This window comes from Pseudomonas frederiksbergensis, from assembly GCF_001952935.1.
Taxonomy (GTDB): Bacteria; Pseudomonadota; Gammaproteobacteria; order Pseudomonadales; family Pseudomonadaceae; genus Aquipseudomonas; species Aquipseudomonas frederiksbergensis.
On sequence record NZ_CP018319.1, the window covers coordinates 2,449,086 to 2,475,534 of the forward strand.

General features: G+C 60.0%; 26 protein-coding genes. 11 read left to right on the forward strand and 15 right to left on the reverse strand.

The window, feature by feature from the left end; genetic code table 11:
• Window positions 1-106: 106 nt before the first annotated feature.
• Window positions 107-1,507 (reverse strand): dihydrolipoyl dehydrogenase, encoded by a 1,401-nt coding sequence (lpdA, locus tag PFAS1_RS11290; protein ID WP_076029214.1) that lies wholly within the window; start codon window positions 1,505-1,507, stop codon window positions 107-109.
• Between the two features lie 212 nt (window positions 1,508-1,719).
• On the opposite strand from lpdA, the gene hflK (PFAS1_RS11295) reads away from it, so the two are divergent.
• The 5 genes from hflK (PFAS1_RS11295) to cfaB all read left to right on the forward strand — a co-directional run bounded on the left by hflK (PFAS1_RS11295) (window position 1,720) and on the right by cfaB (window position 9,101).
• On the forward strand, window positions 1,720-3,678 hold the full coding sequence (gene hflK / locus PFAS1_RS11295) for a protease modulator HflK (protein ID WP_076031522.1): 1,959 nt from the start codon (window positions 1,720-1,722) through the stop codon (window positions 3,676-3,678).
• On the forward strand, window positions 3,675-4,724 hold the full coding sequence (gene hflC, locus PFAS1_RS11300; RefSeq protein ID WP_076029215.1) for a protease modulator HflC: 1,050 nt from the start codon (window positions 3,675-3,677) through the stop codon (window positions 4,722-4,724). The genes hflK (PFAS1_RS11295) and hflC overlap by 4 nt, the downstream gene beginning before the upstream one ends.
• On the forward strand, window positions 4,721-5,779 hold the full coding sequence (gene hflK, locus PFAS1_RS11305; RefSeq protein WP_074872180.1) for a protease modulator HflK: 1,059 nt from the start codon (window positions 4,721-4,723) through the stop codon (window positions 5,777-5,779). Before hflC ends, hflK (PFAS1_RS11305) begins: the two co-directional genes overlap by 4 nt.
• A complete protein-coding gene (locus PFAS1_RS11310; protein ID WP_076029216.1) occupies window positions 5,776-7,686 on the forward strand; it encodes a cation-translocating P-type ATPase in 1,911 nt (636 codons plus the stop codon). The genes hflK (PFAS1_RS11305) and PFAS1_RS11310 overlap by 4 nt, the downstream gene beginning before the upstream one ends.
• 227 nt (window positions 7,687-7,913) lie before the next feature.
• Window positions 7,914-9,101, forward strand: a complete 1,188-nt coding sequence (gene cfaB / locus PFAS1_RS11315; protein ID WP_076029217.1) for a C17 cyclopropane fatty acid synthase CfaB — start codon at window positions 7,914-7,916, stop codon at window positions 9,099-9,101.
• Here the strand turns inward: cfaB and cls are convergent.
• A complete protein-coding gene (gene cls / locus PFAS1_RS11320) occupies window positions 9,098-10,537 on the reverse strand; it encodes a cardiolipin synthase (protein ID WP_076029218.1) in 1,440 nt (479 codons plus the stop codon). The two genes, cfaB and cls, sit on opposite strands and share 4 nt — an antisense overlap.
• A 132-nt stretch (window positions 10,538-10,669) precedes the next feature.
• Here cls and PFAS1_RS11325 point away from each other — a divergent pair, with 132 nt between their 5' ends.
• Entirely contained in the window at window positions 10,670-11,191 is a 522-nt protein-coding gene (locus PFAS1_RS11325) for a DUF3617 domain-containing protein (protein ID WP_074872171.1), read from the forward strand.
• A gap of 23 nt (window positions 11,192-11,214) precedes the next feature.
• Here PFAS1_RS11325 and PFAS1_RS11330 read toward each other — a convergent pair whose 3' ends face one another.
• The 7 genes from PFAS1_RS11330 to folE2 are packed head-to-tail and all read right to left on the reverse strand — an operon-like array spanning window position 11,215 to window position 17,325.
• A complete protein-coding gene (locus PFAS1_RS11330) occupies window positions 11,215-12,096 on the reverse strand; it encodes a His/Gly/Thr/Pro-type tRNA ligase C-terminal domain-containing protein (RefSeq protein WP_076029219.1) in 882 nt (293 codons plus the stop codon).
• Window positions 12,097-12,113: 17 nt separating this feature from the next.
• Window positions 12,114-13,451 (reverse strand): dihydroorotase, encoded by a 1,338-nt coding sequence (locus PFAS1_RS11335; RefSeq protein ID WP_076029220.1) that lies wholly within the window; start codon window positions 13,449-13,451, stop codon window positions 12,114-12,116.
• 2 nt (window positions 13,452-13,453) lie between these two features.
• A complete protein-coding gene (locus PFAS1_RS11340) occupies window positions 13,454-14,014 on the reverse strand; it encodes a gamma carbonic anhydrase family protein (protein WP_076029221.1) in 561 nt (186 codons plus the stop codon).
• A complete protein-coding gene (locus tag PFAS1_RS11345; RefSeq protein WP_076029222.1) occupies window positions 14,011-14,886 on the reverse strand; it encodes a metal ABC transporter substrate-binding protein in 876 nt (291 codons plus the stop codon). The genes PFAS1_RS11340 and PFAS1_RS11345 overlap by 4 nt, the downstream gene beginning before the upstream one ends.
• An 11-nt stretch (window positions 14,887-14,897) precedes the next feature.
• Window positions 14,898-15,764 (reverse strand): metal ABC transporter permease, encoded by an 867-nt coding sequence (locus PFAS1_RS11350; protein ID WP_076029223.1) that lies wholly within the window; start codon window positions 15,762-15,764, stop codon window positions 14,898-14,900.
• Entirely contained in the window at window positions 15,764-16,432 is a 669-nt protein-coding gene (locus PFAS1_RS11355) for a metal ABC transporter ATP-binding protein (RefSeq protein WP_076029224.1), read from the reverse strand. Before PFAS1_RS11355 ends, PFAS1_RS11350 begins: the two co-directional genes overlap by 1 nt.
• Window positions 16,429-17,325, reverse strand: coding sequence for a GTP cyclohydrolase FolE2 (gene folE2 / locus PFAS1_RS11360; RefSeq protein WP_076029225.1), 897 nt, complete (start codon window positions 17,323-17,325; stop codon window positions 16,429-16,431). Before folE2 ends, PFAS1_RS11355 begins: the two co-directional genes overlap by 4 nt.
• 233 nt (window positions 17,326-17,558) lie before the next feature.
• On the opposite strand from folE2, the gene zigA reads away from it, so the two are divergent.
• Window positions 17,559-18,767, forward strand: a complete 1,209-nt coding sequence (gene zigA, locus PFAS1_RS11365) for a zinc metallochaperone GTPase ZigA (RefSeq protein WP_076029226.1) — start codon at window positions 17,559-17,561, stop codon at window positions 18,765-18,767.
• Window positions 18,767-19,417, forward strand: coding sequence for a DUF1826 domain-containing protein (locus PFAS1_RS11370; RefSeq protein ID WP_076029227.1), 651 nt, complete (start codon window positions 18,767-18,769; stop codon window positions 19,415-19,417). Before zigA ends, PFAS1_RS11370 begins: the two co-directional genes overlap by 1 nt.
• 4 nt (window positions 19,418-19,421) lie before the next feature.
• Here the strand turns inward: PFAS1_RS11370 and PFAS1_RS11375 are convergent, their stop codons facing one another.
• Window positions 19,422-19,778: a hypothetical protein gene (locus tag PFAS1_RS11375; RefSeq protein ID WP_008156668.1), complete on the reverse strand. Its 357-nt coding sequence runs from the start codon at window positions 19,776-19,778 to the stop codon at window positions 19,422-19,424.
• 26 nt (window positions 19,779-19,804) lie between these two features.
• On the opposite strand from PFAS1_RS11375, the gene PFAS1_RS11380 reads away from it, so the two are divergent.
• A complete protein-coding gene (locus PFAS1_RS11380) occupies window positions 19,805-20,776 on the forward strand; it encodes a CobW family GTP-binding protein (RefSeq protein WP_076029228.1) in 972 nt (323 codons plus the stop codon).
• A 1-nt stretch (window position 20,777) separates the two neighbouring features.
• Here PFAS1_RS11380 and PFAS1_RS11385 read toward each other — a convergent pair whose 3' ends face one another.
• Window positions 20,778-21,191 carry a DUF3301 domain-containing protein gene (locus PFAS1_RS11385; protein WP_074872152.1) on the reverse strand — a complete coding sequence of 138 codons (414 nt, stop codon included), beginning with the start codon at window positions 21,189-21,191 and terminating at the stop codon, window positions 20,778-20,780.
• A gap of 119 nt (window positions 21,192-21,310) precedes the next feature.
• On the opposite strand from PFAS1_RS11385, the gene pdxY reads away from it, so the two are divergent.
• Window positions 21,311-22,183 carry a pyridoxal kinase PdxY gene (gene pdxY / locus PFAS1_RS11390; protein WP_074872150.1) on the forward strand — a complete coding sequence of 291 codons (873 nt, stop codon included), beginning with the start codon at window positions 21,311-21,313 and terminating at the stop codon, window positions 22,181-22,183.
• A 162-nt stretch (window positions 22,184-22,345) separates the two neighbouring features.
• On the opposite strand, the gene PFAS1_RS11395 is transcribed toward pdxY, so the two are convergent.
• Entirely contained in the window at window positions 22,346-22,828 is a 483-nt protein-coding gene (locus tag PFAS1_RS11395; RefSeq protein ID WP_074872148.1) for an acyl-CoA thioesterase, read from the reverse strand.
• A gap of 58 nt (window positions 22,829-22,886) precedes the next feature.
• Window positions 22,887-23,105: a hypothetical protein gene (locus PFAS1_RS11400; protein WP_139273359.1), complete on the reverse strand. Its 219-nt coding sequence runs from the start codon at window positions 23,103-23,105 to the stop codon at window positions 22,887-22,889.
• A 13-nt stretch (window positions 23,106-23,118) separates the two neighbouring features.
• On the opposite strand from PFAS1_RS11400, the gene PFAS1_RS11405 reads away from it, so the two are divergent.
• On the forward strand, window positions 23,119-24,882 hold the full coding sequence (locus PFAS1_RS11405) for a cation:proton antiporter (protein ID WP_076029229.1): 1,764 nt from the start codon (window positions 23,119-23,121) through the stop codon (window positions 24,880-24,882).
• A 21-nt stretch (window positions 24,883-24,903) separates the two neighbouring features.
• On the opposite strand, the gene PFAS1_RS11410 is transcribed toward PFAS1_RS11405, so the two are convergent.
• Complete coding sequence (locus PFAS1_RS11410; protein WP_008156656.1) at window positions 24,904-25,311, reverse strand: SMI1/KNR4 family protein; 408 nt, start codon at window positions 25,309-25,311, stop codon at window positions 24,904-24,906.
• A 136-nt stretch (window positions 25,312-25,447) separates the two neighbouring features.
• Window positions 25,448-26,323, reverse strand: coding sequence for a Tim44 domain-containing protein (locus PFAS1_RS11415; protein WP_076029230.1), 876 nt, complete (start codon window positions 26,321-26,323; stop codon window positions 25,448-25,450).
• Window positions 26,324-26,449 lie beyond the last annotated feature (126 nt).

The window sequence follows — 26,449 nt, forward strand, 5'->3', positions numbered from 1 at the left end:
CGTGGGAATGCCTCAACGGACGCTCCGCGTTCGGCTTCGGAAGGGACGCGGAGCGCCCCGGGCTGCATTCCCACGCAGAGCGTGGGAACGATCAGGGGCAACACCATTACATCTGCGTCGCCATCCCCTCCACATTCATCGCCGCCTGACGCAAGGCCTCGGAGCGGGTCGGGTGTGGATGGCAGGTCAGGGCGATGTCTTCGGCGGAGGCGCTGAACTCCATGGCCACGCAATATTCGCCGATCATTTCACTGACGCTTGGACCCACCAGGTGCACGCCGAGAATCTCGTCAGTGCGCTCATCGGCCAGCACTTTGGCGAAGCCTTCGGTTTCGTGATTGATCTTGGCCCGACTGTTGGCGGTGAAGGGAAACTTGCCAACCTTGTAGGCGCGGCCTTCGGCCTTGAGCTGCTCTTCGGTCTTGCCGACGCTGGCCAGTTCGGGTTTGGTGTAGATCACGTTGGGGATCAGGTCGTAGTTGACCTCGGCCGCTTTGCCGACAATCTGCTCGATGCAGACCATGGCCTCGTCTTCGGCTTTATGGGCGAGCATCGGCCCGGAGGTCACGTCGCCAATCACCCAGACGCCAGCCGCTTCGGTGCGATGACCCTTGTTGGCGAGCATGCCGCGTTTATCCGTGGCGAGGCCGACGTTCTCCAGCCCCAGGCCTTGGGTGTAAGGCCGGCGTCCGATGGATACCAGCACGTAATCCGCTTCAATCGTTTCGGCCGTGCCACCAGCCGCGGGCTCGACGCTGAGTTGAACGCCGGTGGCGGAGGTTGTGGCGCGGGTGACCTTGCAACTCAATTTGAAGTCGATGCCCTGTTTGCTCAACGAACGTTGCAGGGTTTTGCCGGCTTCACTGTCCACACCGGGGCAGATCCGGTCGAGAAACTCGATCACCGTCACCTGAGCGCCCAAACGCCGCCACACCGAACCCAGCTCCAGACCGATCACCCCAGCGCCGATCACCACCAGATGCTTGGGCACTTCAGCCAGCGACAGCGCGCCCGTCGAATCGAGGATACGTTTGTTGTCGATGTCTACGCCGGGCAGGGGAGTGGGCTCGGAGCCGGTGGCGATGATGATGTTCTTCGCGGTCAGTTCGGTCTTGCCGCCCTGGCTGTCGGTCACCGTGACTTTGCCGGGCCCGTCGATGTGGCCCCAGCCCTTGATCCAGTGGACCTTGTTTTTGCGAAACAGAAACTCGATGCCTTTGGTCAACCCGGCAACGCTTTCATCCTTTTGTTTCATCATCTGCGCGAGGTTGAGTGTGGGTTTGACTTCGATCCCCAGGTTGGCGAATTCCGTGCCCATGGCAGCGTCGTAGAGTTCGGAAGCATGCAGCAACGCTTTTGACGGCATGCACCCGACGTTCAGGCAGGTGCCGCCGAGTGTGGCGCGTCCTTCTATGCAGGCTGCTCTGAGGCCCAACTGACCGGCGCGGATCGCCGCGTTATAACCACCGGGGCCTCCGCCCAGAATCACGACGTCATAGATGCTCATGGTGTACTCCTGGAGTGAATCGGATCGGAATGGGTAACCGTAGTTCCTGGATAAAATTACGAACGTAATATGTGCGTTCCGCAGCGTTCCGGTCAAGGCTTCAGCCAAGCGACAGGTTGAGCCCCTTTAGATGCAGCATTTAAGAACGGAAATTTCACGGCTTTCGTTATATCGTAACGAATTGCGATATGAGCAACGATAACTGGGGTGGTATGCAAGTCGATCTCGATGTCGATGGGACGCAAGTAGCCGGGCTGCCGCGTTTCCAGCAGGCGGTTTTTCAAGGGCGAAGATTGCGTCAGTTCGCAATCGGTCTCGGCGCTCTGGCGGCGATTGGTTGGTTGCTGGCGTTTTTTGTCGGGTTGTTTGCGCCGCAGTCTCTGTGGCCTGCGTTGCTGGTCAATCAGAGTGCCGGTTTGCTGGTGTTGGTCGCCGGTTTGCAATCGGCCTGGTGGGTGACGCAGTGGCGCGCGCGGGCGTTGAACCCGGTTGTGCAGGTCGTCGTTGCTGACGAAGTCGTTGCCCCGGTGGGCTGGTACGAACGGCTGCTGGATCGGCTCAGCCAGCGATGGCTGCGAATGCTGGTGCAGATCGGCGCGCCGACATTGTGGCTCGCGGGTTGGTCGCTGTTGACGTTGGTGAGCATCGAACAGGTCTGGAACCTTGCTCTGCCGCCGGCCACACTGGGAGTGTCCGCCAGTGTCGGTGCGGCGCTGTCCTTGTTGCTGGCCTTCGGTTTGTTGGTGCTGGAGCGACAGCTGGCACAGGAAAACGTCGCGCAATGGCCCGAAGCAGCGTCGTTGGCGCAGCTGACTCGGGTGGCGATCATTTGTCTGGTGCTCAGCGCTTTGTGCCTGTTGCTGGGTGGCGAAACCTCGGTCTGGCCGGTGCGTCTGGCGGTGCTGATCGGCCTGCTGCCAGGGTTGGTCGCCGCCGAGCTGCTGTTGCGCGCCTTGCTGTCGTTGTTCAGTCCGCAGCGCGAGCAACTCGAACCTGCCTTGTTGGCGCGCAGCTTCGTCGCCGACATGCTGCGCTGGCCGCCGCAACCCTTGTTGGCGTTGCAGCATGAATTGCACAACCGCTTCGGCATCGATCTGCGGCAGATCTGGGCCCTCACCTACATGCGCCGGGCATTTTTTCCGGTGCTGCTGGTGGTGGCAATTGTCGGTTGGTCACTCACCGGCATTCACGAAATCCCCCTGCAAGGGCGAGGCATCTACGAGCGATTCGGCAAACCGGTGGAGGTGTTCGGTCCTGGTTTGCACGCGGGTTTGCCTTGGCCGCTGGGTCGAGTGTTGAGTGTCGAGAACGGTGTGGTCCACGAGTTGGCCACCAGTGTTGGCGACACACCGGCGCCGGTCGTGGCCGATCCCGCCGAAGGCCCGGCGCCCGCGATTGCCAATCGCTTGTGGGACGCGAGCCATGTGAATGACAAATCCCAGGTTATCGCCAGCAGTCGAGCCGACAAGCAGAGCTTTCAGATCGTCAACATGGACGTGCGTTTCGTCTACCGCATCGGCCTGAGCGATCATGCGGCGTTGGCGGCGACCTACAACAGTGCCGATGTCCCGACGCTGATCCGCAGCACCGCCAGCCGGATTCTGGTCCACGATTTTGCCTCGCGCACCCTCGACGGTTTGCTCGGCGAAGACAGGGTAGGGCTCGCCGAAGAGATTGGTCGGGCGGTACAGGCTGACCTGCACAAACTCGACAGCGGCGTGGAAATTCTCGCCACCGTGGTCGAGGCGATTCATCCGCCGGCCGGTGCCGCCAATGCTTATCACGGCGTCCAGGCTGCGCAGATTGGCGCCCAGGCATTGATTTCCCGCGAGCGTGGGGCGGCGGCGCAAGCGACCAATCAGGCGCAATTGCAGGCCAGCATCGCTCGCGATCAAGCGACGGCCAGCGCACGTGAAATCAACGCCACCGCCCAAGCGGCTGACCTGAAATTCAGCGCCGAGCAAAAAGCCTACGCCAGCGCCGGCCAGGCCTTCGTGCTGGAGCAGTACTTGAGTCAACTGTCCCAAGGCTTGGCCAATGCCAAATTGCTGGTGCTCGATCATCGTCTGGGCGGCAGCAGTAACGCGCCGACCATCGACCTCCGTACCTTCACGCTGCCGGCTGACCCTGCGCCGGCGCGTAAAAACGCTCAGCCAGGAGCTGCCAATTGAGCCAGTCGCACACACACGATCACGATGACCACACTGGCCACGATCACGGCCACGGCGGGCATCACCACGGCCATCACCACCACGGCCATCACCACCACGGTGATCCCCAAGAAGCGGGCCCGTTCCCATGGCGGCGAATGGGCTGGGCAGCGTTGCTGGTGGCGTTCGCCATCGCGGCAGCGAGCCTGGTGCAAGTGCGTTCGGGGGAGGCGACGGTGATCACGCGTTTCGGTAATCCGTCGCGGGTATTGCTGGAACCAGGTCTTGGCTGGCGTTGGCCTGCTCCTTTTGAAGCGGCGATTCCTGTCGATCTGCGACTGCGCACGACCTCGAGTGGTTTACAGGATGTGGGTACGCGGGACGGTTTGCGCATCATCGTTCAGGCGTATGTGGCCTGGCAGGTTCAGGGCGATCCGGACAACGTGCAACGTTTCATGCGCGCCGTACAGAACCAGCCGGACGAAGCGGCGCGGCAAATTCGCACGTTTGTGGGGTCGGCTTTGGAAACCACGGCCAGCAGTTTTGATCTGGCTAACCTGGTGAACACCGACGCCAACCAAGTACACATCGCTGATTTTGAAGCGCAGTTACGTCAGCAAATCGATCAGCAGCTGCTCACCACTTATGGCGTGCGGGTGCTGCAAGTCGGCATCGAGCGTCTGACGTTGCCGTCGGTAACCCTCACCGCTACGGTCGATCGCATGCGTGCCGAGCGTGAAACAATCGCCACCGAACGCACAGCCATCGGCAAGCGCGAAGCGGCGCAAATCCGTTCTGCCGCCGAGCGTGATGCACGAATCGTACAAGCCGATGCGACGGTGAAAGCGGCCGATATCGAAGCGCAATCGCGCGTCGAAGCCGCACAAATTTACGGTCGCGCCTACGCTGGGTCTCCTCAGCTCTACAACCTGCTGCGTTCGCTCGACACGCTAGGCACGATCGTCACGCCTGGCACCAAACTGATTCTGCGCACCGACGCCGCGCCGTTCCGGGTGTTGGTTGACGGTCCGCCGACCCTCGATAACAAGTCCGGGTCGCAGCCATGAAATTAGTTCCACGTGGAACAAACGAGTTAAGCAGTCCCTGGATTCAGGCGGGGCGATTGGCTTTTTTGGCCCTTTACGCCGTGACAGTGCTGGCCGCTTTGGTGTGGGCATTTTCCAATGTGCGGCAGATTGATCCGCAAAATCGCGCGGTGGTTTTGCACTTCGGCGCACTGGATCGCATCCAGAATGCGGGTCTGCTATTGGCCTGGCCCCGTCCGTTTGAGCAGGTGATTTTGTTGCCCGCGGCGGATCGGGTGATGGAGCGTCGGGTGGAAAACCTGTTGCGCACCGATGCAGCATTGCAGGCAGACCGAGTGGCGAGTTTCGCCACACCGATCAGCGATGCACTCGCCGGCTCCGGTTATTTGCTGACCGGTGACGCGGGCGTGGTGCAACTGGATGTGCGGGTTTTCTACAAAGTCACCGAGCCCTATGCCTTCGTCCTGCAAGGCGAACATGTGTTGCCGGCATTGGATCGATTGGTGACTCGCAGCGCGGTGACCCTCACTGCCGCACGAGATCTGGACACCATTCTGGTGGCGCGCCCAGAACTCATCGGTGCGGATAAACAGGCTGCCGAACGGCGCGAACGGCTACGCGGTGATCTGGTGCAAGGCATCAATCGGCGCCTGGCTGACCTGACCGCGACCGGGCAGGGGTTAGGCATTGAAGTGGCACGAGTCGACGTGCAATCGAGTCTGCCCGGGCCCGCGGTCAACGCTTTCAACGCTGTTCTGACCGCCAGTCAACAAGCCGACAAAGCCGTGGCCAATGCTCGCACCGAAGCGGAGAAACTGACTCAGACCGCCAACGAACAAGCCGATCGCACGCTGCAAGTCGCTCACGCCCAAGCGAGCGAACGGCTGGCCAAAGCCTCGGCGGACACGGCCACGGTGTTGAGCCTGGCCAAGGCGCAACAACAAGGGACCGACCCGCAAATGCTGCTGCGCATCTACCGCGAACGGATGCCGAAGATTCTCGGTCAGGCCGGTTCGGTGACCACGGTCAATCCGAAAGACGATTCCCGCCTGATCATTCAGGGAGCTGCACAATGACCACTCCAACCGCCGCCGCACCGAGCATGTTGTCCTCGGCTGAACAACGCAGCGCCGCGCGTCAATTGACCCTGGCCATGCTCGCACTTGGCCTGCTCGCGCTCGGCCTGACCTGGCGCTGGTTGTCGCCGGAGCAGACGGGCGTCAGTCAATTGCTGCTGGGCTTTGCTTCGTTATTGGTCGCGGTGCCCGTGATGCGTTCAGCCTGGTACAGCCTGCGTTATCCGAGCCTGCACGGGATCACCGATCAATTGATCGCGCTGGCCATGCTCGGGGCGTGGGCCACGGGGGATCTGCTGACCGCGGCGTTGCTGCCGATCATCATGATCTTCGGTCACGTACTGGAAGAGCGCAGCGTGATCGGCTCGCAGGAGGCGATTCGCGCCCTCGGCAAACTGACGCGCAGCCACGCGCGCAAAGTTCAGGCCGACGGCTCTATCGTCGAAGTCGATAACGGCACACTCAAGGCGGGCGATCTGGTCGAGGTGCGCGCAGGTGATCGAGTGCCGGCGGATGGTCAGGTGTTGTCGGGTCAGGCGAGCCTGGACACCGCTTCGATTACTGGCGAATCGGTGCCGATGGAGGCGGGCGTCGGCATGCAAGTCTTCGGCGGCGCGATCAACCTCGACGGTCTGCTGCGTATCGAGGTGACTCGCACCGGCAATGAATCGACCCTCGGCAAAGTCATCGCGCTGATGCAAAGTGCCGAGCGTTCCAAACCACCGATCACGCGTTTGCTGGAGCGCTACGCCGGCAGCTACATGGTGCTGGTGTTGCTGCTGGCCGCCGTGACCTGGTTCGTCACTAACGATGCCCAGGCCATGCTCGCCGTGTTAGTGGCGGCCTGTCCTTGCGCACTGGTGTTGTCGGCACCGGCCACGGCGATTGCCGGGGTGGCGGTGGCCGCTCGGCACGGGATTCTGATTCGCAGCTCCGCGTTCCTCGAAGAGTTGGCAGACCTGACGTCACTGGTGGTCGACAAGACCGGAACGCTGACCTTTGGCACCTTGCGTTTGCAATCCATCGACAGTCCGCTCGAGGATCGCAGTCACGTCCTTAAACTCGCTGCCAGCCTCGGTTCAGCCAGCAGTCATCCGGTCAGCCGCGCGCTCGCCGGGTTGGTCACCCAGGAACATTTCCTGCTGCTCTCCGACATCCACGAGCGTCAGGGGTTGGGCATGGTGGCGATGACGGAGCAGGGCGAGGCGGCGCTCGGTCGTCCGGAGTTGTTCGTGCAATTGGGTATCGCCACTTCAAATGTCCCCGACCACGATGGCCCGATTGCCGGGCTGGCGCTCAACGGCGAATTCCTCGCCTGGCTGTTGCTGGCCGACAGCGTCAAACCCGAGGCTCGATTTGCCTTGAGCGAGCTACGTGAATTGGGGTTGGGCCGGCAGTTGCTGCTGACAGGTGATCGGCAAAGCGTCGCACACACCTTGGCGCGTAATGTCGGGATCAGCGACGTTGAAGCTCAAGCGTTGCCCGAGGACAAACTCAATCGCGTGCTGAAGGAAATCGGCAGCGGCTTCCGGCCGATGGTCGTGGGAGACGGGATCAACGATTCGCTGGCGCTCAAGGCCGGGGTGGTTGGCGTCGCCATGGGCGCAGGCGGGGCGGACATTGCGCTGGCTTCGGCCGACATCGTCCTGATCGGCAGCGACCTGCGTCGACTCGGCACGTGTGTGCGCTTGAGTCGCCAATGCCGGCACACCTTGCAGGTTAACGTGATCATCGGTCTGGGCTGGACGCTGGCGATTGTAGCCTTCGCCGCCTTCGGCTGGCTTGGCGCTGCGGGTGCGATGATTGCTGCGCTGTTGCACAATTTCAGCACGCTGCTGGTGTTGGGGAACGCCGGGCGTTTACTGCGTTTTCAGGAACCCTTGCTCAAGCTTGAGGATGAAGATTGAGGCCGCCGGGGGAATGCTCTAAATAGCGCGATTACGGGCGGTTTGAAGTTTTCAGAACTGTACGACGAATTCGTAGTCATCTACGTGAGGGCAATCACTTTCGTGAATTCGCGACGGTGGGTTCGAGCGTTACGAATCATGGAAAAAGGGCGATCAATTCGATAGCCAGCTATTTTTCAAGGATGGTCTACCCTCACATCAGACGTCTGAAACTAGAGGGACTCTCCATGCTCGCGCACCTTCCTCCGGCCTTACAGAATCTGCAGCTACCGCTACGCCTGCGACTCTGGGACGGCCATGAATTCAATCTGGGGCCGACGCCCAGCGTCACTATTGTGGTCAAGGACCCACAAATGGTTACCCAGTTCACTCACCCAAGCCTGGACGCGCTCGGAGCGGCGTTTGTCGAAGGTAAACTTGAGCTGGAAGGCTCCATCAGCGATGTGATCCGCGTCTGCGATGAATGGAGCCAGGCGTTGCTGAGCGAGGACGACGACAGTCAGCCGGTGCGCACTGTCCACGACAAGGAAACCGACGCCAAGGCGATTTCCTACCACTACGACCTATCCAACGCGTTTTATCAGCTATGGCTCGACAGTGACATGGCGTATTCCTGCGCCTATTTCGAGACCGGCAGCGAAACGCTGGAACAAGCCCAGCAAGCCAAATTCCGCCACCTGTGCCGCAAGCTGCGGCTGCAACCGGGGGAATATCTGCTGGATGTCGGCTGCGGTTGGGGCGGGCTGGCACGCTATGCCGCCCGGGAGTTTGGCGCGAAGGTATTCGGGATCACGCTCAGTAAAGCGCAACTGGAACTCGCCCGTGAACGGGTGACCGCCGAAGGCCTGGACGACCTGATCGAACTGCAACTGTTGGACTACCGTGACCTGCCTCAGGACGGGCGCTTCGACAAAGTGGTCAGTGTCGGCATGTTCGAACACGTCGGCCACGCCAATCTGGCCAAGTATTGCAAGACCTTGTTCGGCGCGGTGAAGGAGGGTGGCCTGGTGATGAACCACGGGATCACCGCCAAACACATCGACGGTCGTCCGGTGGGGCGCGGTGCCGGCGAATTCATCGAGAAGTATGTGTTCCCTAATGGCGAGCTGCCGCACCTGTCGATGATCTCTGCCGAGATCAGCGAAGCAGGGCTGGAGATTGTCGACGTCGAAAGTCTGCGCCTGCATTACGCGCGTACGCTGGACCATTGGAGCGAACGCCTGGAAGACAATCTGGAAGCGGCTTCCAGGCTGGTGCCAGAGCAGGCGTTGCGGATCTGGCGGCTGTACCTGGCGGGATGCGCCTACGCATTCGCCAAGGGCTGGATCAATCTGCACCAGATTCTCGCGGTAAAAACCCACCCCGATGGCAGCCATGAACTGCCATGGACGCGAGACGATATCTACAACCCTTAAAGGATCGGGGAAATAAGCCGGGCGACCCGCATGCCGATTTGTTGCAGGCGGCGGGTCTCCCGGCTTTCTTCTTTGGCGATCTCGTGAGCCTGAGCGAAGTCATCGTTGAGCATCTGTTCTACTTCGGCGGCAAACGCGCTGTCGACCGTCAACAACATCACTTCAAAATTCAGCCGGAACGAGCGGTTGTCCAGATTGGCACTGCCAATGGCGCTGATTTCGCTGTCGATCAACACCACTTTCTGATGCAGGAAGCCCGGCTCGTAGCGGAACACCCGCACACCGGCGCGCACGGCTTCGAAGGCATAAAGGCTGGAGGCCGCATAGACGATGTGGTGATCGGGCCGTGAAGGCAGGAGCAGCCGCACATCAACACCGCGCAGTACCGCCAGCCTCAATGCTGCAAATACCGCTTCGTCAGGGATGAAATAGGGGCTGGTGATCCACACCCGTTCGGTGGCGGCGTGGATGGCTTCGACGAAGAATAACGAACAGGTTTCGTAGGAATCCGCCGGCCCGCTGGCGAGCAATTGGCAGAGCACGCCATCGTCCGGGTAAACGTCCGGCAAAATCAGCGGCGGCAATGAGCGGGCAGCCCAAAACCAGTCTTCGGCAAAAGATTCCTGCATGCAGGCCACCACTGGCCCGCGGACTTGCACATGGGTATCGCGCCACGGTGCCAGCGGAGGTTTCTCGCCCATGTATTCGTCGCCGACGTTGTGCCCACCGACGAAACCCAGAACGCCATCGACCACCACAATTTTGCGGTGGTTGCGGAAGTTGACCTGGAAGCGGTTGAGCCAGCCGCTGCGGGTGGCGAAGGCTTTAACCTCGACGCCAGCATCGCGCAGTGGCTGCACGTAACTGTGAGGCAGGGAATGGCTGCCGATGCGGTCGTACAACAAATAAACCGCCACGCCTTCGGCGGCTTTCTTCAGCAGCAAGGTTTGCAGGCGTTGCCCGAGGCGATCGTCGTGGATGATGAAAAACTGAATCAGTACCGCTTCCCTCGCGTTGCTGATGGCTTCAAATATGGCGTTGAAGGTGGCCTGGCCGTCGATCAGCAATCGCACTTCGTTGTTCGCCAGGCACGGCATCCGTCCCAGTTTCGGCATGGCCCTCAAGGACGCGTAGGCACTTGAGGCGCGAGCGGTCAGCGCCTCTTCAACCCAAGGACGCCAGTTGAGCTCGGAGATCGCCTTGCGCATTTCTTCGTTGGCCTGGCGCCGGGCCTTGATGTAGCCATCGAAGGTACTGCGGCCGAAGACCAGATAGGGGATGAGCGTGAGGTAAGGAATAAATACCAACGACAGGGCCCAGGCGATTGATCCCTGGGCGGTCCGGACGGTGAGCACGGCGTGGAGGGCAGCGACCAGGCCCAGCGTGTGAAGCAGTGCAATCATGTAGCCGAAAATATGCGGTCCAAAGTAATCCATGGGGCATGCCTTGCTCCTGAAGATTCAATGCTTAACAGACCATGTTCCGTGCAGAATGTCGCTATTTAATTGGCCCATGAACCGAAGCCACTGGCTGACGTCTAACGGCCACAACTGATCAGGAGTTACTCGATGAACGTTCGTCTGCTGGGTTTGGCCATGGCTGTTGGTTTGTCACTTCCTGTGGCCGCTCAGGCGCAGATGTTGCAGCCCGGTTTGTGGGAAATGACCACAAGCAACATGAAGGTCGATGACCAGAACCTCCCGGATTTGCAGCTGATCCTTGGCCAGATACAGAGCCAGATGACCCCTCAGCAGCGCGCGCAGCTCGAAAAACAGGGCATCACCATGGGCGGTAAAGGGATTCGGGCGTGCTTGACGCCGGAACAGGTAAAGACCGACGACATTCCGCTGACCGATCCGCAGTCGGGCTGCAAGCAGGAAATCACCGACCGCACCGGCAATCAGTGGAAATTCCGCTTCAGCTGTCCGAAAGCGCAGGGCGCTGGCGTCGCCACTTTCCTTAGCGATCGTGAGTTCACTACCAAGGTTAACGGCACGTTCAACGCTACCGGTATTCAGCAGAAGGGTAGCCTCGAAAGCCGCGCCGTGTGGTTGGGGCAGGATTGCGGGACCGTCAAGCCGAGAGCTTAAAAACTCGTCAGCAGGCCCGCGCCCTACACGACCGTGTGGGAGCGGGCCTGATTCAACCACTCACACACCGTCTCAACGCTCATCCTTCCGAAATCCTCTCCAGCGCGACTGCGCACACTGACAAACTTACCTACTTTTTCTTTCTCCCCGATCACCAGCAGATACGGCACGTGCCGACTGTGCTCGCGAATTTTTTGGCGGACTTTCTCGTGACGCAGGTCCGCACGGGCGCGCACGCCACTTCTGCGCAATGCCTCGGTTACCGACTGCGCGTAATCCGCCTGACGTTGGTCCATGCTGACGATCATGACGTGTGGCGGTGTCCGCCAGTTATCAAGCTCTTGTTGGCAGGACCAGCACGTACCGTAAATTCGTTGCGGCAACGTACTGCTGATGTGATCGAGGGTGAACGCTTGCAGCACTCTGGTCGCGGGAACATGCGGGTCGGCAGTCGTAGATTCGACGTTCCCCAGGCGGTACAGCGGCGTCTTTTCTTGACGGCGAATCGAGTGATTGGTCGCCGCCAGCGTCTGCATACGGGCTTCGATTAGTGGCAGGTCTGTTTGCGTTAAGGGTTGCTCGGCAGATAACTCATGAAAGAACCCGTCGCCTAGCGCCGTTCCAGCGTGCAATTGCACCTGGGGATGGAGTTGTTTCACGGCCATGGCCAGCATCAGTACACAGGAGCGTCGCAGGATCTCCAGCCCGTCGGGCTCTTGAGGCGTGACGATGCTGACCCGGGCATCGGTTTCGATCATGTACTCACAGTCCACCAGGATGCCGTCTACCCGGCCGGCTACCGCCGCTTTCGCCAGTCCCGGTCCGATACTTGCGGCGAGCTCGTACACCGACAGTGGCTGGTCGTATTCACGCAGTGAACCATCGCTCAGGGTAATGTGGATCATGACGGTGCTCCCGAGTGCTAGCGCATAAACCGTAGTGGTAAACCCTGACAGTTGTCATTAAGACGTTGGTCGTGCCAGGCAATTTGCCCCGACACGATCGTGGTGCTGACGCTGTGGCGAAAACGCTGTCGGGCAAAAGGTGTCCAGCCGCATTGAGACAGGATCGGCTGCTGGGAAACGGCGACGCCGCCGGGTTCGGGTTTGATCATTACGAGGTCAGCCCAATAGCCTTCGCGCAGATAACCGCGGTCGGGAATGGCGAACAGATCGGCAACCCGGTGACTGGTTTTTGCGACGAGCGTAGTGATCGGCACAACCTCATCCGCGACCAATTCCAGCAGGGCGGGCAGGGCGTGCTGCACCAATGGCAAACCGGAAGGCGCCTGGCTGTACGGCCGCTGTTTCTCGGCCCAGGTGTGAGGCGCGTGATCGCTGCCAATCACGTCGAGGCGATGGCTCAGCAATGCTTCGCGCAAGGCATCGCGGTCGGCCTGGGTTTTGATCGCCGGGTTGCACTTGATCAGGTTGCCGAGGCTCGGGTAATCCCGATCATCGAACAACAAATGGTGCAGACAGACTTCGGCGGTGATGCGTTTCTGGGCCAGCGGCTTGTCTTCAAACAACGCCAGTTCGCGGGCAGTGGTCAGGTGCAGAACATGCAGTCGGGTGCCGTGACGCCTGGCCAGGTCTACCGCCATTGAGGAGGAGCGAAAGCAGGCCTCGGCGTTACGGATCAGCGGGTGGGCCGCCGCTGGAAGGTGTTCGCCGAACAAGTCACGCAGGTTCGCGGCATTGGCGTCGATGCTGGGCGTGTGTTCGCAGTGGGCCAACAAAAGGGTCGGGACCTCGGCGAATAATCGCTCGAGAATCTGTGGGTCATCGACCAGCATGTTGCCGGTGGAGGCGCCCATGAACACTTTGACGCCCGCTACTTCACAAGGATTGAGCCTGGCGACGGTGTCGAGATTGTCGTTGCTCACGCCGAAATGAAAGCCGTAATTGGCGACGGAGTTAGTTGCCGCTCGGCGCTTTTTGTCGGCCAGTGCGCTGAGGGTCAGAGTCGCCGGATGGGTGTTGGGCATGTCCATGAAGCTGGTGATGCCACCGGCCACCGCAGCCCGGGATTCGCTGTAGAAGCTGCCCTTGTCCGGCGAGCCTGGATCGCGGAAATGCACTTGGTCGTCGATCATTCCGGGCAGCAGCCATTGCCCTTGTGCATCGATTTCCACGTCGGCATTTTCACCGTGGATGCTGCTGGCGATCTTCACGATTCGCCCGTTGCTCACCAACAGATCACCGTCAAACTCCCGGCCTTCGTTCACCAGCCGGGCATTGCGAATCAGCACACTGCTCATGGTCAGAACTCGTTCTGCAGGGCTTTGTAGCCGCGCACCAGATCGACGTTGGTGCGCGCCACGTCCTCGGAAAACTCCGAGGCGCTGACGCTCACCGGTGGGAACTGCGACAGATCTGTCTTCGGGCCGATGCGGGTGGTGGAGGGCACATAGAAGTCTTCGGGCAAGTCGCGACCGTCGACCACCGAGTTGTGCCGCACCACGCAACCGTCACCCACTACGCAGTTGAACAGCACGCTGTTGAACCCGATAAACACCCGGTCGCCAACCTTGCACGGACCATGAACGATCGAGCGGTGGGCAATGGAACTGAATTCGCCGATGGTCACTGCCGCCCCGGACTTGGAGTGGATCACCACGCCATCCTGGATGTTCGAGTTGGCGCCGATGGTGATCGGCTCCATCTCGCCCGAGGCATCCACTTCGTCGGCCCGAATCACCGCGTAAGGACCGACGAAGACGTTCTCACCGATTACCACTTTGCCGCAGATGATGGCGGTTTTATCCACGTAGGCAGATTCCGCGATCAGCGGCAAATCACCGGAAGGGTTCTTGCGGATCATGGCTTGCCCAACGCGTTGTACAAGGTGTTGAGGTTGTACTCGAACAACCCGATGAAGGTGCTGGCCGGCCCGTTAGCTGCGAGCGCATCGGAGTACAACGTGCCACCGATGTGCGCGCCGCTTTCATCGGCAATCTGCTTGAGCAGGCGGGCATCCTTGATGTTTTCCATGAACACCGCTTTGACCTTGGCCTGGCGAATCTGGGTGATCAGTGCAGCGACTTCGGCGGCTGACGGTTCACGTTCAGTGGACAGGCCTTGAGGCGCCATGAAGTCGATGCCGTAAGCCTGACCGAGGTAACCGAAGGCGTCATGGGACGTCACGATATTGCGATTGCCCGGTGGCAGCGAGCCGAGTTTGGCCTTGGCTTCGGCAAGCAGCGCGTAGACCTTTTTCAGGTAAGCCTGGCTGTTGCGTTCGTAGTCGGCTTTATTCGTCGGGTCGGCGGCGGTCAGCGCCTTGGTGATGTTGCCGATATACAGCTCAGCGTTCGCCAGATTGTGCCAGGCATGCGGGTCGGGAGTCGTCTCGCCATCTTCATCCAGGGCGCGCGGGATCACGCCGCGGCTCGCGCTGATCACTGGCGCTTGGGTCTCGGTGCTGGTCACCAGGCGGTCCAGCCATGGCTCGAAACCCAAGCCGTTTTTGATGATGAGCTTGGCTTTGAGCAACGCCTTGGCGTCGTCCGGTGTCGGCTCGTACGTGTGAGCATCGGCATCAGGGCCGACCATGTTGGTGATCTGGATATGGTCGCCGCCGACTTGATGGGTCATGTCGGCGAGGATGCTGAAACTGGTGACTACCTGAAGTTTTTCCGCCGCAGACAACGACATCGACAGCAACAAACTGAACAGCACGAGTAAAGCGCGCATCGGGTAACACCTCATTGGGATGTGAACAAAGGCGGGCGGCGCAGCAAACCGTGCACCGGTCCGAACACCACGGACAGCAAATACAAGCCGCCGGCCACCAGGACGATCGCCGGGCCACTGGGCAGCGAGAAGTAGAACGACAGCAACAGTCCGAGCCACACCGAGAGGCAGCCGAGCAGGGCGGCGATGGCGATTAATGTCGGCAAGCGACGACTCCAGAAGCGCGACGCGGCGGCGGGCAACATCATCAAACCGACCACCATCAGCGCGCCGATGGCTTGAAAACCGATGACCAGGTTCAGCACCACCAGGGTCAGAAATACGCCATGAGCAAAGGGGCCGAGTCGACTGACGGTTTGCAGAAAGAGTGGATCGAGGGTGTCCAGCAACAGCGGTTTATAGATGAAGGCCATGGCGATCAGGCTGAATGCCGAGACCCATACCATGCCGGTCAACGTCGGGCCATCGACGGCCAGCGCCGACCCAAACAACAGGTGCAACAGGTCCAGACGTTTACCGGCGATGCCGAGGATCAGCACACCGCAGGCCAGGGAAATCGGGTAGATCGCGGCGAGGCTGGCGTCTTCCCGCAGGCCGGTGCGACGGGTGATCCAGGCAGCGAGTCCGGCCATGCCGAGACCGGCACCGAGGCCGCCGATGGTCAGCGCCGGCAGACTCAATCCGGCAAACCAGAAGCCCAACGCCGCACCCGGCAGAATGCCGTGAGCCACCGCGTCGCCGATCAGACTCATGCGTCGCAGGATCAAAAACACGCCCAACGGTGCGGTGCTGCATGCCAGGACCAACCCGCCGAGAAGCGCTCGCCGCATGAACACGAACTCGTGGAACGGTTGCCAAAGATGAGAGGCCGCGAGCATCAGGCCACCCGCGTATGGGGTTGTTGGTGGATCAGATCAACGCTCGATCCGAGGACGCAGCCGGAACTTTTGATCAGCAACGTTTCAGGGATGTGTTGGCGAACGGCGGCCAGGTCATGGCACACGATCAACTGGGTTCGGCCTTCGGCATGCCAGGCGTGAATGTGTTTCCAGAGCAGTGCCTGACCGAGCTCGTCGAGGGCTGCGTGGGGTTCGTCGAGCAATAGCAATGGAGCGTCGGCGAGGCTCAAACGGGCGAGCAGGGCACGTTGTAATTCACCGCCGGACAAGGCCATCAATGGGCGTTGTTCCAGTCCGCTCAGACACCAGTTTTCCAGCACGGCTTTGAGGCGTTGTCTGCGTATCTCGGGAGTCTGCGTGCTACCCCAGAAACCGGCGGCGACTAACTCTTGCAAGCTGATGGGGAATTGCCGGTCCAGGTGTTGTTGCTGGGGCAGGAACGAGAGGCTTCCCTTGCGTGGAACATCCAGGATGACTTTGCCGGTCAGCGGTTTTTGCAAGCCGGCGATGACTTTCAGCAGGCTGCTTTTACCCGAACCATTGGCACCGATGACCGCGGTCAGGCTTCCTTTGGCCAGTTCGAAATCCACGGGCGGAGTCAGTGGCTGGCCGGGTGCACCCCAACGCAAGGCTTGGCAATGAATCATGCGGCCTCCCAATTCCAGCGGCTTTCGGCGACCGCATCGTGGGCGTGGAGGCTTTCCGCGTGGACGACTCGTATGTGGAAGGCGTTGATGCCGGGGGCGCGTTTCAAGGCCAGGTTCAAACGTCGTGCGGCGTCTTCGCAGAACATCAGGTTCTGACCGTTGGCCAGCGCGAAGGCTTGTTCATCGGCGCGTTTTACAGCGGTTTGCACGGCGGTGCCGAGAGCCGCTTCGGCGTCGTTGATGATCGCGATCAGCGGCAAGTCATCCAGATAGTCGTCCAGTCGAAGCCGCAATCTCGCAGTGCTCCGTTGGCTGTGAGGCGTTGCGACGATGCCTTTTGTCGAGCCAAGCCAAGACAAAACATCGGCATGTTGCAGCGGCTTGTTGGCGAAGTCATCGACGAATTGCTGCTGAATCAGCTGCCGGGAAAGCGCGGCCGAACACGGACAAGTCGAGGAATAAGGCACGTCGATTTTTAGTTCCACGTGGAACATCGCGTTTTTCAAACGAGCTTCGATGCTCACTGGATAAGTTTTCCAGCCGGCCAATGGGCTAACCAGCGCTGGTCTTTTGAGCAGTAAATCAGTGTGGATTTTTATGTACGCGCTGTTGGACAGTCCTTCATGAGTCTCGAGAAAACGCTGCAACACTTGCCGCAACAAAGCGGGTGTCAGGTTTTCTTGCTCGAGCATTTCCAGCGCCAAGTACAGCCGCGACATATGAATCCCGCGCGCCTCGCCATCGTCGAGGCTAACGCCGGCGTCGGCCATTGCGCTCAATCGTTGGCCATCGAACAAAACAGGAAGAGCAATGCCGCACATGCCTACCCAGTCGAGTGGCAGGGCTTGGCGTGATGCCTGCGCGGCAATATCCGGCAGAGTCAGCGCATTCATGAGCAGGTCCGTCGTGAGAGTCAAACGCCAATGTTATGTTATTACATTGAAATCGACCACGCCTTTTTCATGAACAAGCTTTCATCATGCACAGACGTCACTTGTTCAACTTGATCCTGGCCAGCGTGCCCTTTGTCATCGTGGGCAAGAGGAGAGTGGCTTGATTGTGTTGTTATACTATAACATCAGGTAAGCCCGACACTGCGACCGGGCATCTCTGTGAGGAATACCTGATGCCCAATCGTCTCCCCGTAACCGTCCTGTCGGGCTTTCTCGGCGCTGGCAAAAGCACGCTGCTCAACTACGTGCTGCGCAATCGCGACAACCTGCGCGTCGCTGTGATCGTCAATGATATGAGCGAAATCAACATCGATGGCGGCGAGGTCCAGCGCGATGTCACCCTCAATCGTGCCGAAGAAAAACTGGTGGAGATGAGCAATGGCTGCATCTGCTGCACCTTGCGCGAAGACTTGCTGGAAGAGGTGAGCAAACTCGCCAAAGAGGGTCGCTTTGATTATTTATTGATCGAGTCCACCGGCATTTCCGAGCCGCTGCCCGTGGCGGAAACCTTCACCTTCCGCGATGAAGAAGGACAGAGCCTGGCCGACATCGCCCGGCTCGACACCATGGTCACCGTGGTCGATGGCATGAACTTCCTGCTCGACTATCAGGCCGCCGAAAGCCTCGCATCCCGTGGTGAAACCTTGGGTGAAGAGGACGAACGCTCGATCACCGACCTGTTGATCGAGCAGATCGAATTCGCCGACGTGATTCTGATCAGCAAGATCGACTTGATCAGCAGCAGCGAACGCCAAGAGTTGATCGCGATCCTCGAACGGCTCAATGCCCAGGCCGAAATCATTCCGATGGTCATGGGTGAAGTGCCGCTGAAGAAAATCCTCAATACCGGTCGTTTCGACTTCGAAAAGGCCGCCCAGGCACCAGGCTGGCTACAGGAGTTGCGTGGCGAACACGTGCCCGAAACCGAGGAATACGGCATCGCCTCGACAGCCTACCGAGCACGCCGACCGTTTCATCCGCAGCGCTTTTACAGGTTCATCGACCGCCCGTGGGTGAACGGCAAACTGCTGCGTTCCAAGGGGTTCTTCTGGCTGGCCAGCAAGCACATGGACGCCGGTAGCTGGTCCCAGGCCGGCGGATTGATGCGCCATGGTTTCGCCGGGCGCTGGTGGCGTTTTGTGCCAAAAACCCAGTGGCCGCAGGACGAAGAAAGCACCGCCGGGATCATGGAAAACTGGACCGCAACCACTGGCGATTGCCGCCAGGAACTGGTGTTCATCGGCCAGAACATGGACTTCGCGCAACTCACCGACGAACTCGACAATTGCCTGCTGACCGACGATGAAATGGCGTTAGGCGTCGAGGGCTGGCGATTGCTGGCAGATCCATTTGGCCCGTGGCACGACGAGGAGGCAGCCTGATGTTGGCACCCAGTCTGAAGCTACGGCCGATCATTTATCAGGTTCAAGGTGAGGCGCCGCGAACGCTGGCCAAAATCCTGGATGACGGCGTTAACCTAGCCGTTTGGCAGCGCCAATTGCCGGCGCACATCGCTGATTTCGGGCGTTTGCTGCTGTCACTGAATGAGCCGTTGGCCGAGTCGCTGGTCCTGGAGCTGCCCAGCGATGACACCGAACCCAATCTTCACGGATTGGCCTCAGGTTTCAGCGATCTCGAAGGTTACGAAGGTTTCATCGCCGACATCTCCTGGCTGGTCAGTGCATTCGCCTGTTTGCTGGGCGCCAAGCGTGTCGGCCTGCGCCTGCGGGTCCTGGACAAGGCCATGTGCCCGCGTTTCCACGTCGATCACGTGCCGGTGCGGCTGATCACCACGTATTGCGGGATCGGCAGCCAGTGGCTGAAGGAAGGTGCGATGGATCGCCGACAACTGGGCAAGCCCGAAGCCGAACCCCAGGACGGGCCGCTGATCGAGCAGATCGCCAGCGGCGCAGTCGCGCTGCTCAAAGGCGAGAAATGGCATGGGAACGAAGGCTTCGGCCTTATTCACCGCTCGCCACAGCTTGCGTCCGGTGAGCGGCGGCTGATCCTGACACTCGACTGGTTGAGCTAGCGGCTCACGGCTTGAGCCAGGTGCCCTGGCTCTGGGCTTCGCAAAACGGCTTCAAATACGCCGCATCCGTGGCTACGCCGTAATAGTGAATATCCTGCCGGTAAGGCATATTGGCGACTTGGGCGTTGCTGCACACGCCGAACGCGCCGGTGGGGCATTGATCGACGTACTGCACCTCGACTTTCTGGCCAGGAAGGTTCGGCTGGCAGAAACCGTCGGCGAACAGTTTTTCCGGGATGTTGCGGTTCTGCTGGCAGACTTTCACGTCGAGTCGCGCAGCCGTGCTATGTACCACGCAAGCTTGAGCCAGCGCTTCACCTGAAGTGAGTGCCAGGAGCAACGACAATCCCATCAACCGCATCCTTACCTCCTCAGAAACTTTCGACCATGTTGCAGAACATTCCCACGCACGTCATTGCAGGCCCTTTGGGTGCCGGCAAGACCAGTCTGATCAAGCACCTGCTGACGCAGCGGCCGGCGAATGAGCGTTGGGCGGTGCTGATCAACGAGTTCGGCCAGATCGGCCTCGACGCTGCGTTGCTGACCCAGGACGCCGATGGTATCGCACTGGGCGAAGTGGCCGGGGGCTGTTTGTGTTGCGTCAATGGTGCGCCGTTTCAGATCGGCCTCGGACGTTTGCTGCGCAAGGCGCGCCCGGATCGGCTGTTTATCGAGCCCTCCGGGTTGGGGCATCCGGCGCAATTGCTCAGGCAGTTGAGTACGGCGCCATGGCTAGGTGTATTGGCTGTACAACCCTGCGTACTGGTGCTGGACGCCCTGGCGCTTGCCGCCGGTAAACCGCTGCCGGTGGCGCAACAGGAAGCACTGAGCAGCGCCGGTCTGTTGCTGATGAATAAAGCCGAAAATCTCGACGACGCCGATCGCCAGCGAATCGCTGCACAGTTGCCGACGCGTCCGTTGTACTGGACGCAGCAAGCTGCGTTGCCATTGAGTGAGTTACCTGGGCTTGGGGTTCAGGCTGTAGCGGGTGTGGATAACTTCGTTGCGCCCAAAGGATTGGCGCAGCTGCCGGCCATCTGGACCGAACTTGCGCTGCCAATTTGCTTGAGCCAGGAGCAGGAGGGCGGCTGGAGCGTGGGGTGGCGCTGGCATCCGAGTCAGACTTTCGATGCGACGCTCGTTGGTCGTTGGCTTGAAAGCCTTGCCTGGCGGCGGGCGAAGCTGGTTATCCACAGCGTCAACGGTTGGGTTTCGGCAAATGCGCTGGAAAATTCGATGCTGGATTGGCAGCCCAGCGAATGGCGGCGTGATTCGCGTATCGAGCTGATTTTCAGTGAGCCGCAGGATGTTGATTCATTGCAAAGTAATCTAGCCGACTGCCGGTCGAGCAAGACGTGAATCAAGGACGCCATTTAGTGTGTTCTTGCCGCCACTGGCTCATCTCGATCACCTCGGCGCGCGGTTTCACCACATCGTCTACCGCAGGCGTGTCGTCGAACGGCATCGGGTAGGGCGCCAGCTCAATCTGCGCACTGTGGGCACCGAACTGGGTGATGGTGCCGTTGTGACGGCTTTCACCGGTGACGGTGAATTCGAAGTTATACACACGGGCGAGGCGCCGCCGGCCGTTGGCGTCTTTAATGAACGCAATCTTCTTCAAGGCCACGTTGCCGTCCAGCAGCTCGATTCCGAGCTTGGTGCAATGCAGCTTGACCCGTTCCAGCGCTCGCTCGCGCAAGCCGTGGTTGTGCCATAACCACGCGCCACCGGTGGCAAGCAGCATCAGGACGAAGATATTTCCAAGGGTCAGCATCAACACGTGCTCCAACAAGATGGTGTCAGCTTAACTGCGTCGCCGGTCTGTCGTACAGGCTGCGTTTAGTCGCATACTGCGCGGCTTGAATTTCAATCGTTTGACGGAAAACCCACCGCATGAAACGTACGCCTCATCTGCTCGCCATCCAGTCCCACGTGGTGTTCGGCCACGCTGGCAACAGCGCCGCGGTTTTTCCGATGCAGCGGGTCGGGGTGAATGTCTGGCCGCTCAATACGGTGCAGTTCTCCAACCACACCCAGTACGGCCAATGGACCGGTGAAGTGCTGGCGCCGCATCAGATTCCCGACCTGGTCGAAGGCATCGCGGCGATTGGCGAGCTGGGCAACTGCGACGCCGTGTTGTCTGGCTATCTGGGCAGTGCTGCCCAGGGCCGGGCGATCCTGACGGGAGTGGCGCGGATCAAGTCGATGAATCCCAAAGCGCTGTATCTGTGTGACCCGGTGATGGGCCATCCGGAGAAGGGGTGCAGCGTGCCCGCCGAAGTCAGCGACTTTCTGCTGGAGGAGGCGGCTGCCGTGGCGGACTTCATGTGTCCGAACCAGCTGGAACTGGACAGCTTTTCGGGGCGCAAGCCGCAATCATTGTTCGATTGCCTGGCCATGGCGCGAGCGTTGCTGGCGCGTGGTCCGAAGGCTGTGCTGGTCAAGCATCTGGACTATCCGGGCAAACCGGCGGATGTTTTCGAGATGTTGCTGGTGACGGCCGAAGACAGCTGGCATTTGCGCCGTCCGCTGCTGGCGTTCCCGCGTCAGCCGGTGGGCGTCGGGGACCTGACCTCCGGACTGTTTCTGGCTCGCGTACTGTTGGGCGATAGCCTGGTGGCGGCTTTCGAATTCGCCGCGTCGGCGGTACATGAAGTGCTGCTGGAAACCCAGGCTTGCTCCAGCTATGAGCTGGAACTGGTACGGGCTCAGGACCGGATTGCCCATCCACGGGTGCGGTTTGAAGCGACAGCAATCAGCCTCTGAGTTCCGCGTTGAACCCATTCGCGAGCAAGTCCGCTCCCACATGGGTTCTCCTGTGAACACAGAATTTGTGTACGACGGAGGCCAAATGTGGGAGCGGCGGTGCGGCGATCCGACTTGCTCGCGAAGACTATCTAACGAACGACATCAAACTGACTGAACAGCTCAGGCGTCGCCCTTGATGTCCTGATAGCGCTTTTCCAGCTCCTGACGAATCTGCCGACGTTGCTGGGCCTGCATGAAGCGGCGTTTGTCTTCGCTGTTCTGCGGTTGCAGTGGCGGGACAGCAGCCGGTTTGCGGTCGTCATCCACGGCGACCATGGTGAAGAAGCAGCTGTTGGTGTGGCGCACCGAGCGCTCGCGGATGTTCTCGGTCACCACCTTGATGCCCACCTCCATGGAGGTGTTGCCGGTGTAGTTCACCGAGGCCAGAAAGGTCACCAGTTCGCCGACATGGATCGGCTCGCGGAAAATCACCTGGTCCACCGACAGTGTCACCACGTAGCGACCGGCATAACGGCTGGCGCACGCGTAAGCCACTTCGTCGAGGTATTTGAGCAAGGTACCGCCGTGGACATTGCCAGAGAAGTTGGCCATGTCGGGGGTCATCAATACCGTCATCGACAGTTGTGCGTTTCCGGGTTCCATAGCGTTCTCACGGTTCAAGGCAGAATTTCGGGAGGGCGGCACCTCTGCGGGGGCCTTGTCAGCTTTTCAAACCAACCGTTATCGGGACGCCGGGCGGGTGGCTGCCGTCACGCCCGGATCGATCTGTTTCCATATATTGCGCCGCCTTTGTGCCAGAAGTCGCGGTGTTACCCTTCAAAAGCCCTTTCTCAAGGGTAATTTCCCACGCGGAAAGTGGTTTTTTTACCTTGCCCGAACAGACCTTTCCCACGTCTGTCGATTGAGCAATGTCAGCCAAGGAGCCCCACACCATGCACGCCATCAGTTTCATTCAAGACCTGGCAGTGATTATGTTGATCGCGGGTGTGGTGACCGTGCTGTTTCATCGCTTCAAACAACCGGTGGTGCTCGGCTACATCGTCGCCGGCTTCATCATCGGCCCGCACACTCCTCCGTTCAGCCTGATCCACGACGAAGACACCATCAAAACCCTCGCCGAACTCGGGGTGATTTTCCTGATGTTCTGTCTGGGCCTGGAGTTCAGCCTGCGCAAGCTGTTCAAGGTTGGCGCCACAGCGTTCATTGCGGCGTTCCTGGAAATCGTGCTGATGATCTGGATCGGCTACGAGATCGGTCGCTGGTTCGACTGGAACACCATGGACTCGCTGTTCCTCGGCGCGATCCTGGCGATTTCCTCAACCACCATCATCGTCAAGGCGCTCAACGACCTGAAGATGAAGAACGAGCGCTTCGCACAGCTGATTTTCGGCGTGCTGATCGTTGAAGACATCCTTGGCATCGGCATCATCGCCTTGCTGTCGAGCATCGCGGTCAGCGGCACGGTCAGTTCCGGCGAGGTGTTTTCAACGGTCGGCAAGCTCTCGCTGTTCATGGTTGTCGCACTGGTCATCGGCATCCTGCTGGTGCCGCGATTGCTGGCTTACGTGGCGAAGTTCGACAGCAATGAAATGCTGCTGATCACTGTATTGGGGCTGTGTTTCGGCTTTTGTTTGCTGGTGGTCAAGCTTGAGTACAGCATGGTGCTCGGCGCCTTCCTGATTGGCGCGATCATGGCTGAATCCCGGCAATTGCTGAAAATCGAGCGCTTGATCGAACCGGTTCGCGATCTGTTCAGTGCGATCTTCTTTGTCGCCATTGGCCTGATGCTCGATCCGATGATCCTGCTGCAATACGCGTGGCCGATTGCGGTGATCACCGTGGCCGTGGTGCTGGGCAAGATGTTTTCTTGTGGCCTTGGTGCCTTTATCGCTGGCAATGATGGGCGCACCTCACTGCGAGTCGGGATGGGGCTTTCGCAGATTGGCGAATTTTCTTTCATCATCGCCGCGCTGGGCATGACGCTGCAGGTCACTAGCAACTTCCTTTACCCGGTCGCCGTTGCCGTCTCGGTGATCACCACATTACTGACGCCTTACTTGATCCGCGCGGCTGATCCGCTGTCGATCAAGCTTGCCGCGGTGATGCCGAAGCGACTGGGCAGGGTATTGGGGATGTACGGCGAATGGCTGCGCAGCATCCAGCCCCAGGGCGAGGGCGCGCTGCTGGCGTCGATGATTCGGCGGATTCTGTTGCAGGTGGGCGTCAATCTGGCGCTGGTGATTGCGATCTTTTTCTCGGGTGCTTTTTTCGCCGAACGCATGTCCGCTCACCTGCAAGACTGGATCAGCGACCCGAGCTGGCAGAAAGCGTTGATTTGGGGCGGGGCGTTGCTGTTGTCGCTGCCGTTCCTGATCGCCGCCTATCGCAAGCTCAAGGCGCTCTCGATGCTGTTGGCGGAGATGGGCGTGAAGCCGGAGATGGCCGGCCGCCATACGCAGCGTGTGCGTCGGGTGATCGCCGAAGTGATCCCGATCCTCTCGCTGCTGGTGATTTTTCTGCTGCTGGCAGCCTTGTCGGCCAGTATTCTGCCGACCAACAAGTTGCTGGTCCTGATCGTCGTCGTCGCGGCCGCTGTGGCGGCGCTGCTCTGGCGCTGGTTCATCCGCGTGCACACGCGGATGCAGGTGGCGTTGCTCGACACACTGGACAACCACAAGGATTCGTCCGGGCATTAACCCTGTAGCGCGTCAGGCGTCTCAGCTTTCCAGCCAGACGTCCCGCGCCCAGTGCCATACCGATTCCCAGGTTTCTTCGGCGATCAGCTCTTCTTCGGCCAACCACAGCACCACGGTGCCGTCTTCTTCGACCAGGTAGTAGTTGTCACCGTCCTGGCAGATCGGAATCATGCTGCGATCAACACCCGCATCCCAGGCGTTGGCGGCAACGTCCGGCAGGTAGGTGTGGGATTGCGGGTCGGTAACGGTTACCGGCTCCAGGCTGCCGTAGACGACGTCGCTGACGGTCAGCAAAAACTCCCTGAAGACAAACGGAATGTCGATGAACAGCTGTTCTTCGATTTCCACCAGTTGATCTTCGTCGGGTAACTCCAAGGGGACCGGTACCGGTTCGTTGGCTTCACGCAGTTGTTCGATGATTTCTTCCACGTCCGGGATCCTCTTGCTTGATGGCGCGGTTTAGTTGGGGCGGTTTATACAGTAGCTCGCTATAGATGCAACCGCGAAATAGAAAAACCCCGGCAAGGCCGGGGTTTTCGTTACAGCATACTTAACGCAGTGGGGATCAGCCGTTCTGGCGGATACCGGCGACCAGCCAAGGCTGGTTCTCGCCCTGCGGACGTTCCATGTTCCAGCTTTCGCTGAACACTTCGCCCTGGTCGAAACGCGAGGTCTTCGACACACCGGTGAAGGTCAGGGTGGCGATGGTCTTGTCGGCACGGTCATCCACGCCGTCCAGTTGAACATTGAGGTTATCAATGTAGGTGGACTGGAAACCGTCGCCCAGATCGGCACGTTCGCGCTTGAGGAACTCCAGCAGTTGCGGAGTCACGAACTCGGCGATCTTGTCCATTTCGTTAGCGTCCCAGTGTTGCTGCAGGGACTGGAAGTGGTTGCGGGCCGCTTCAATGAAGTTCTTCTCATTGAACCAGGCCGGAGCATTGATTACCGGACGAGCGGCAACCGGTGCTGCCGAGCCGCCGAAGATCGAGCCCATGGCCGTTGGCTTCTGCTCGAACACTTCACGCTGCATCGGTGCGCCAGCTGGAGCCATGTGCTCCTGCTGCTTGCGACGACGAGCGGCGATGAAACGGAAGACCAGGAAGGCGATGACCGCCATGATCAGGATGTCGAAGATCTGCATGCCCTGGAAGCCGTCGCCCATGAACATGGAGGCCAGCAGACCACCGGCCGCGATGCCGGCCAGAGGGCCGAGCCAGCGCGAAGCGCCGCCGGCCTTGGCGGCAGCGCCCGCGGCACCGGCCGCGCCCGCAGTGGCGGCAGCACCACCTGCGGCAGAAGAAGGAGCCATTTGGCTGGTCTGGTGAGTCGGCGCAGCGCCGGAGCTCTTGCCGCCACCAAAGCGCTTGGCGGCATTGGCGTCGAGGCTCATCGTCAGGCCAATGCACAACGCCATGGCGATGCTAAGAAAACGTTTCATAAAGGGAATTCCCATTTGTGGAAGGCACGCGCGCCATGTTGCACAGCTGGAGTGTTACTGGCTAGCGGCAGAGTGTTTCGGGCTTTTGCCTGACAGGTTGTGTTCAGCTTCAGTCAGCGCAATAAG

Excerpts from the sequence above, each read along its gene's own strand:
- lpdA (WP_076029214.1), bottom strand. The coding sequence starts at position 1,507 with ATGAGCATCTATGACGTCGTGATTCTGGGCGGAGGCCCCGGTGGTTAT.
- hflK (WP_076031522.1), top strand. The coding sequence starts at position 1,720 with ATGCAAGTCGATCTCGATGTCGATGGGACGCAAGTAGCCGGGCTGCCG.
- hflK (WP_074872180.1), top strand. The coding sequence starts at position 4,721 with ATGAAATTAGTTCCACGTGGAACAAACGAGTTAAGCAGTCCCTGGATT.
- PFAS1_RS11310 (WP_076029216.1), top strand. The coding sequence starts at position 5,776 with ATGACCACTCCAACCGCCGCCGCACCGAGCATGTTGTCCTCGGCTGAA.
- cfaB (WP_076029217.1), top strand. The coding sequence starts at position 7,914 with ATGCTCGCGCACCTTCCTCCGGCCTTACAGAATCTGCAGCTACCGCTA.
- cls (WP_076029218.1), bottom strand. The coding sequence starts at position 10,537 with ATGGATTACTTTGGACCGCATATTTTCGGCTACATGATTGCACTGCTT.
- PFAS1_RS11325 (WP_074872171.1), top strand. The coding sequence starts at position 10,670 with ATGAACGTTCGTCTGCTGGGTTTGGCCATGGCTGTTGGTTTGTCACTT.
- PFAS1_RS11330 (WP_076029219.1), bottom strand. The coding sequence starts at position 12,096 with ATGATCCACATTACCCTGAGCGATGGTTCACTGCGTGAATACGACCAG.
- PFAS1_RS11335 (WP_076029220.1), bottom strand. The coding sequence starts at position 13,451 with ATGAGCAGTGTGCTGATTCGCAATGCCCGGCTGGTGAACGAAGGCCGG.
- PFAS1_RS11340 (WP_076029221.1), bottom strand. The coding sequence starts at position 14,014 with ATGATCCGCAAGAACCCTTCCGGTGATTTGCCGCTGATCGCGGAATCT.
- PFAS1_RS11345 (WP_076029222.1), bottom strand. The coding sequence starts at position 14,886 with ATGCGCGCTTTACTCGTGCTGTTCAGTTTGTTGCTGTCGATGTCGTTG.
- PFAS1_RS11350 (WP_076029223.1), bottom strand. The coding sequence starts at position 15,764 with ATGCTCGCGGCCTCTCATCTTTGGCAACCGTTCCACGAGTTCGTGTTC.
- PFAS1_RS11355 (WP_076029224.1), bottom strand. The coding sequence starts at position 16,432 with ATGATTCATTGCCAAGCCTTGCGTTGGGGTGCACCCGGCCAGCCACTG.
- folE2 (WP_076029225.1), bottom strand. The coding sequence starts at position 17,325 with ATGAATGCGCTGACTCTGCCGGATATTGCCGCGCAGGCATCACGCCAA.
- zigA (WP_076029226.1), top strand. The coding sequence starts at position 17,559 with ATGCCCAATCGTCTCCCCGTAACCGTCCTGTCGGGCTTTCTCGGCGCT.
- PFAS1_RS11370 (WP_076029227.1), top strand. The coding sequence starts at position 18,767 with ATGTTGGCACCCAGTCTGAAGCTACGGCCGATCATTTATCAGGTTCAA.
- PFAS1_RS11375 (WP_008156668.1), bottom strand. The coding sequence starts at position 19,778 with ATGCGGTTGATGGGATTGTCGTTGCTCCTGGCACTCACTTCAGGTGAA.
- PFAS1_RS11380 (WP_076029228.1), top strand. The coding sequence starts at position 19,805 with ATGTTGCAGAACATTCCCACGCACGTCATTGCAGGCCCTTTGGGTGCC.
- PFAS1_RS11385 (WP_074872152.1), bottom strand. The coding sequence starts at position 21,191 with ATGCTGACCCTTGGAAATATCTTCGTCCTGATGCTGCTTGCCACCGGT.
- pdxY (WP_074872150.1), top strand. The coding sequence starts at position 21,311 with ATGAAACGTACGCCTCATCTGCTCGCCATCCAGTCCCACGTGGTGTTC.
- PFAS1_RS11395 (WP_074872148.1), bottom strand. The coding sequence starts at position 22,828 with ATGGAACCCGGAAACGCACAACTGTCGATGACGGTATTGATGACCCCC.
- PFAS1_RS11405 (WP_076029229.1), top strand. The coding sequence starts at position 23,119 with ATGCACGCCATCAGTTTCATTCAAGACCTGGCAGTGATTATGTTGATC.
- PFAS1_RS11415 (WP_076029230.1), bottom strand. The coding sequence starts at position 26,323 with ATGAAACGTTTTCTTAGCATCGCCATGGCGTTGTGCATTGGCCTGACG.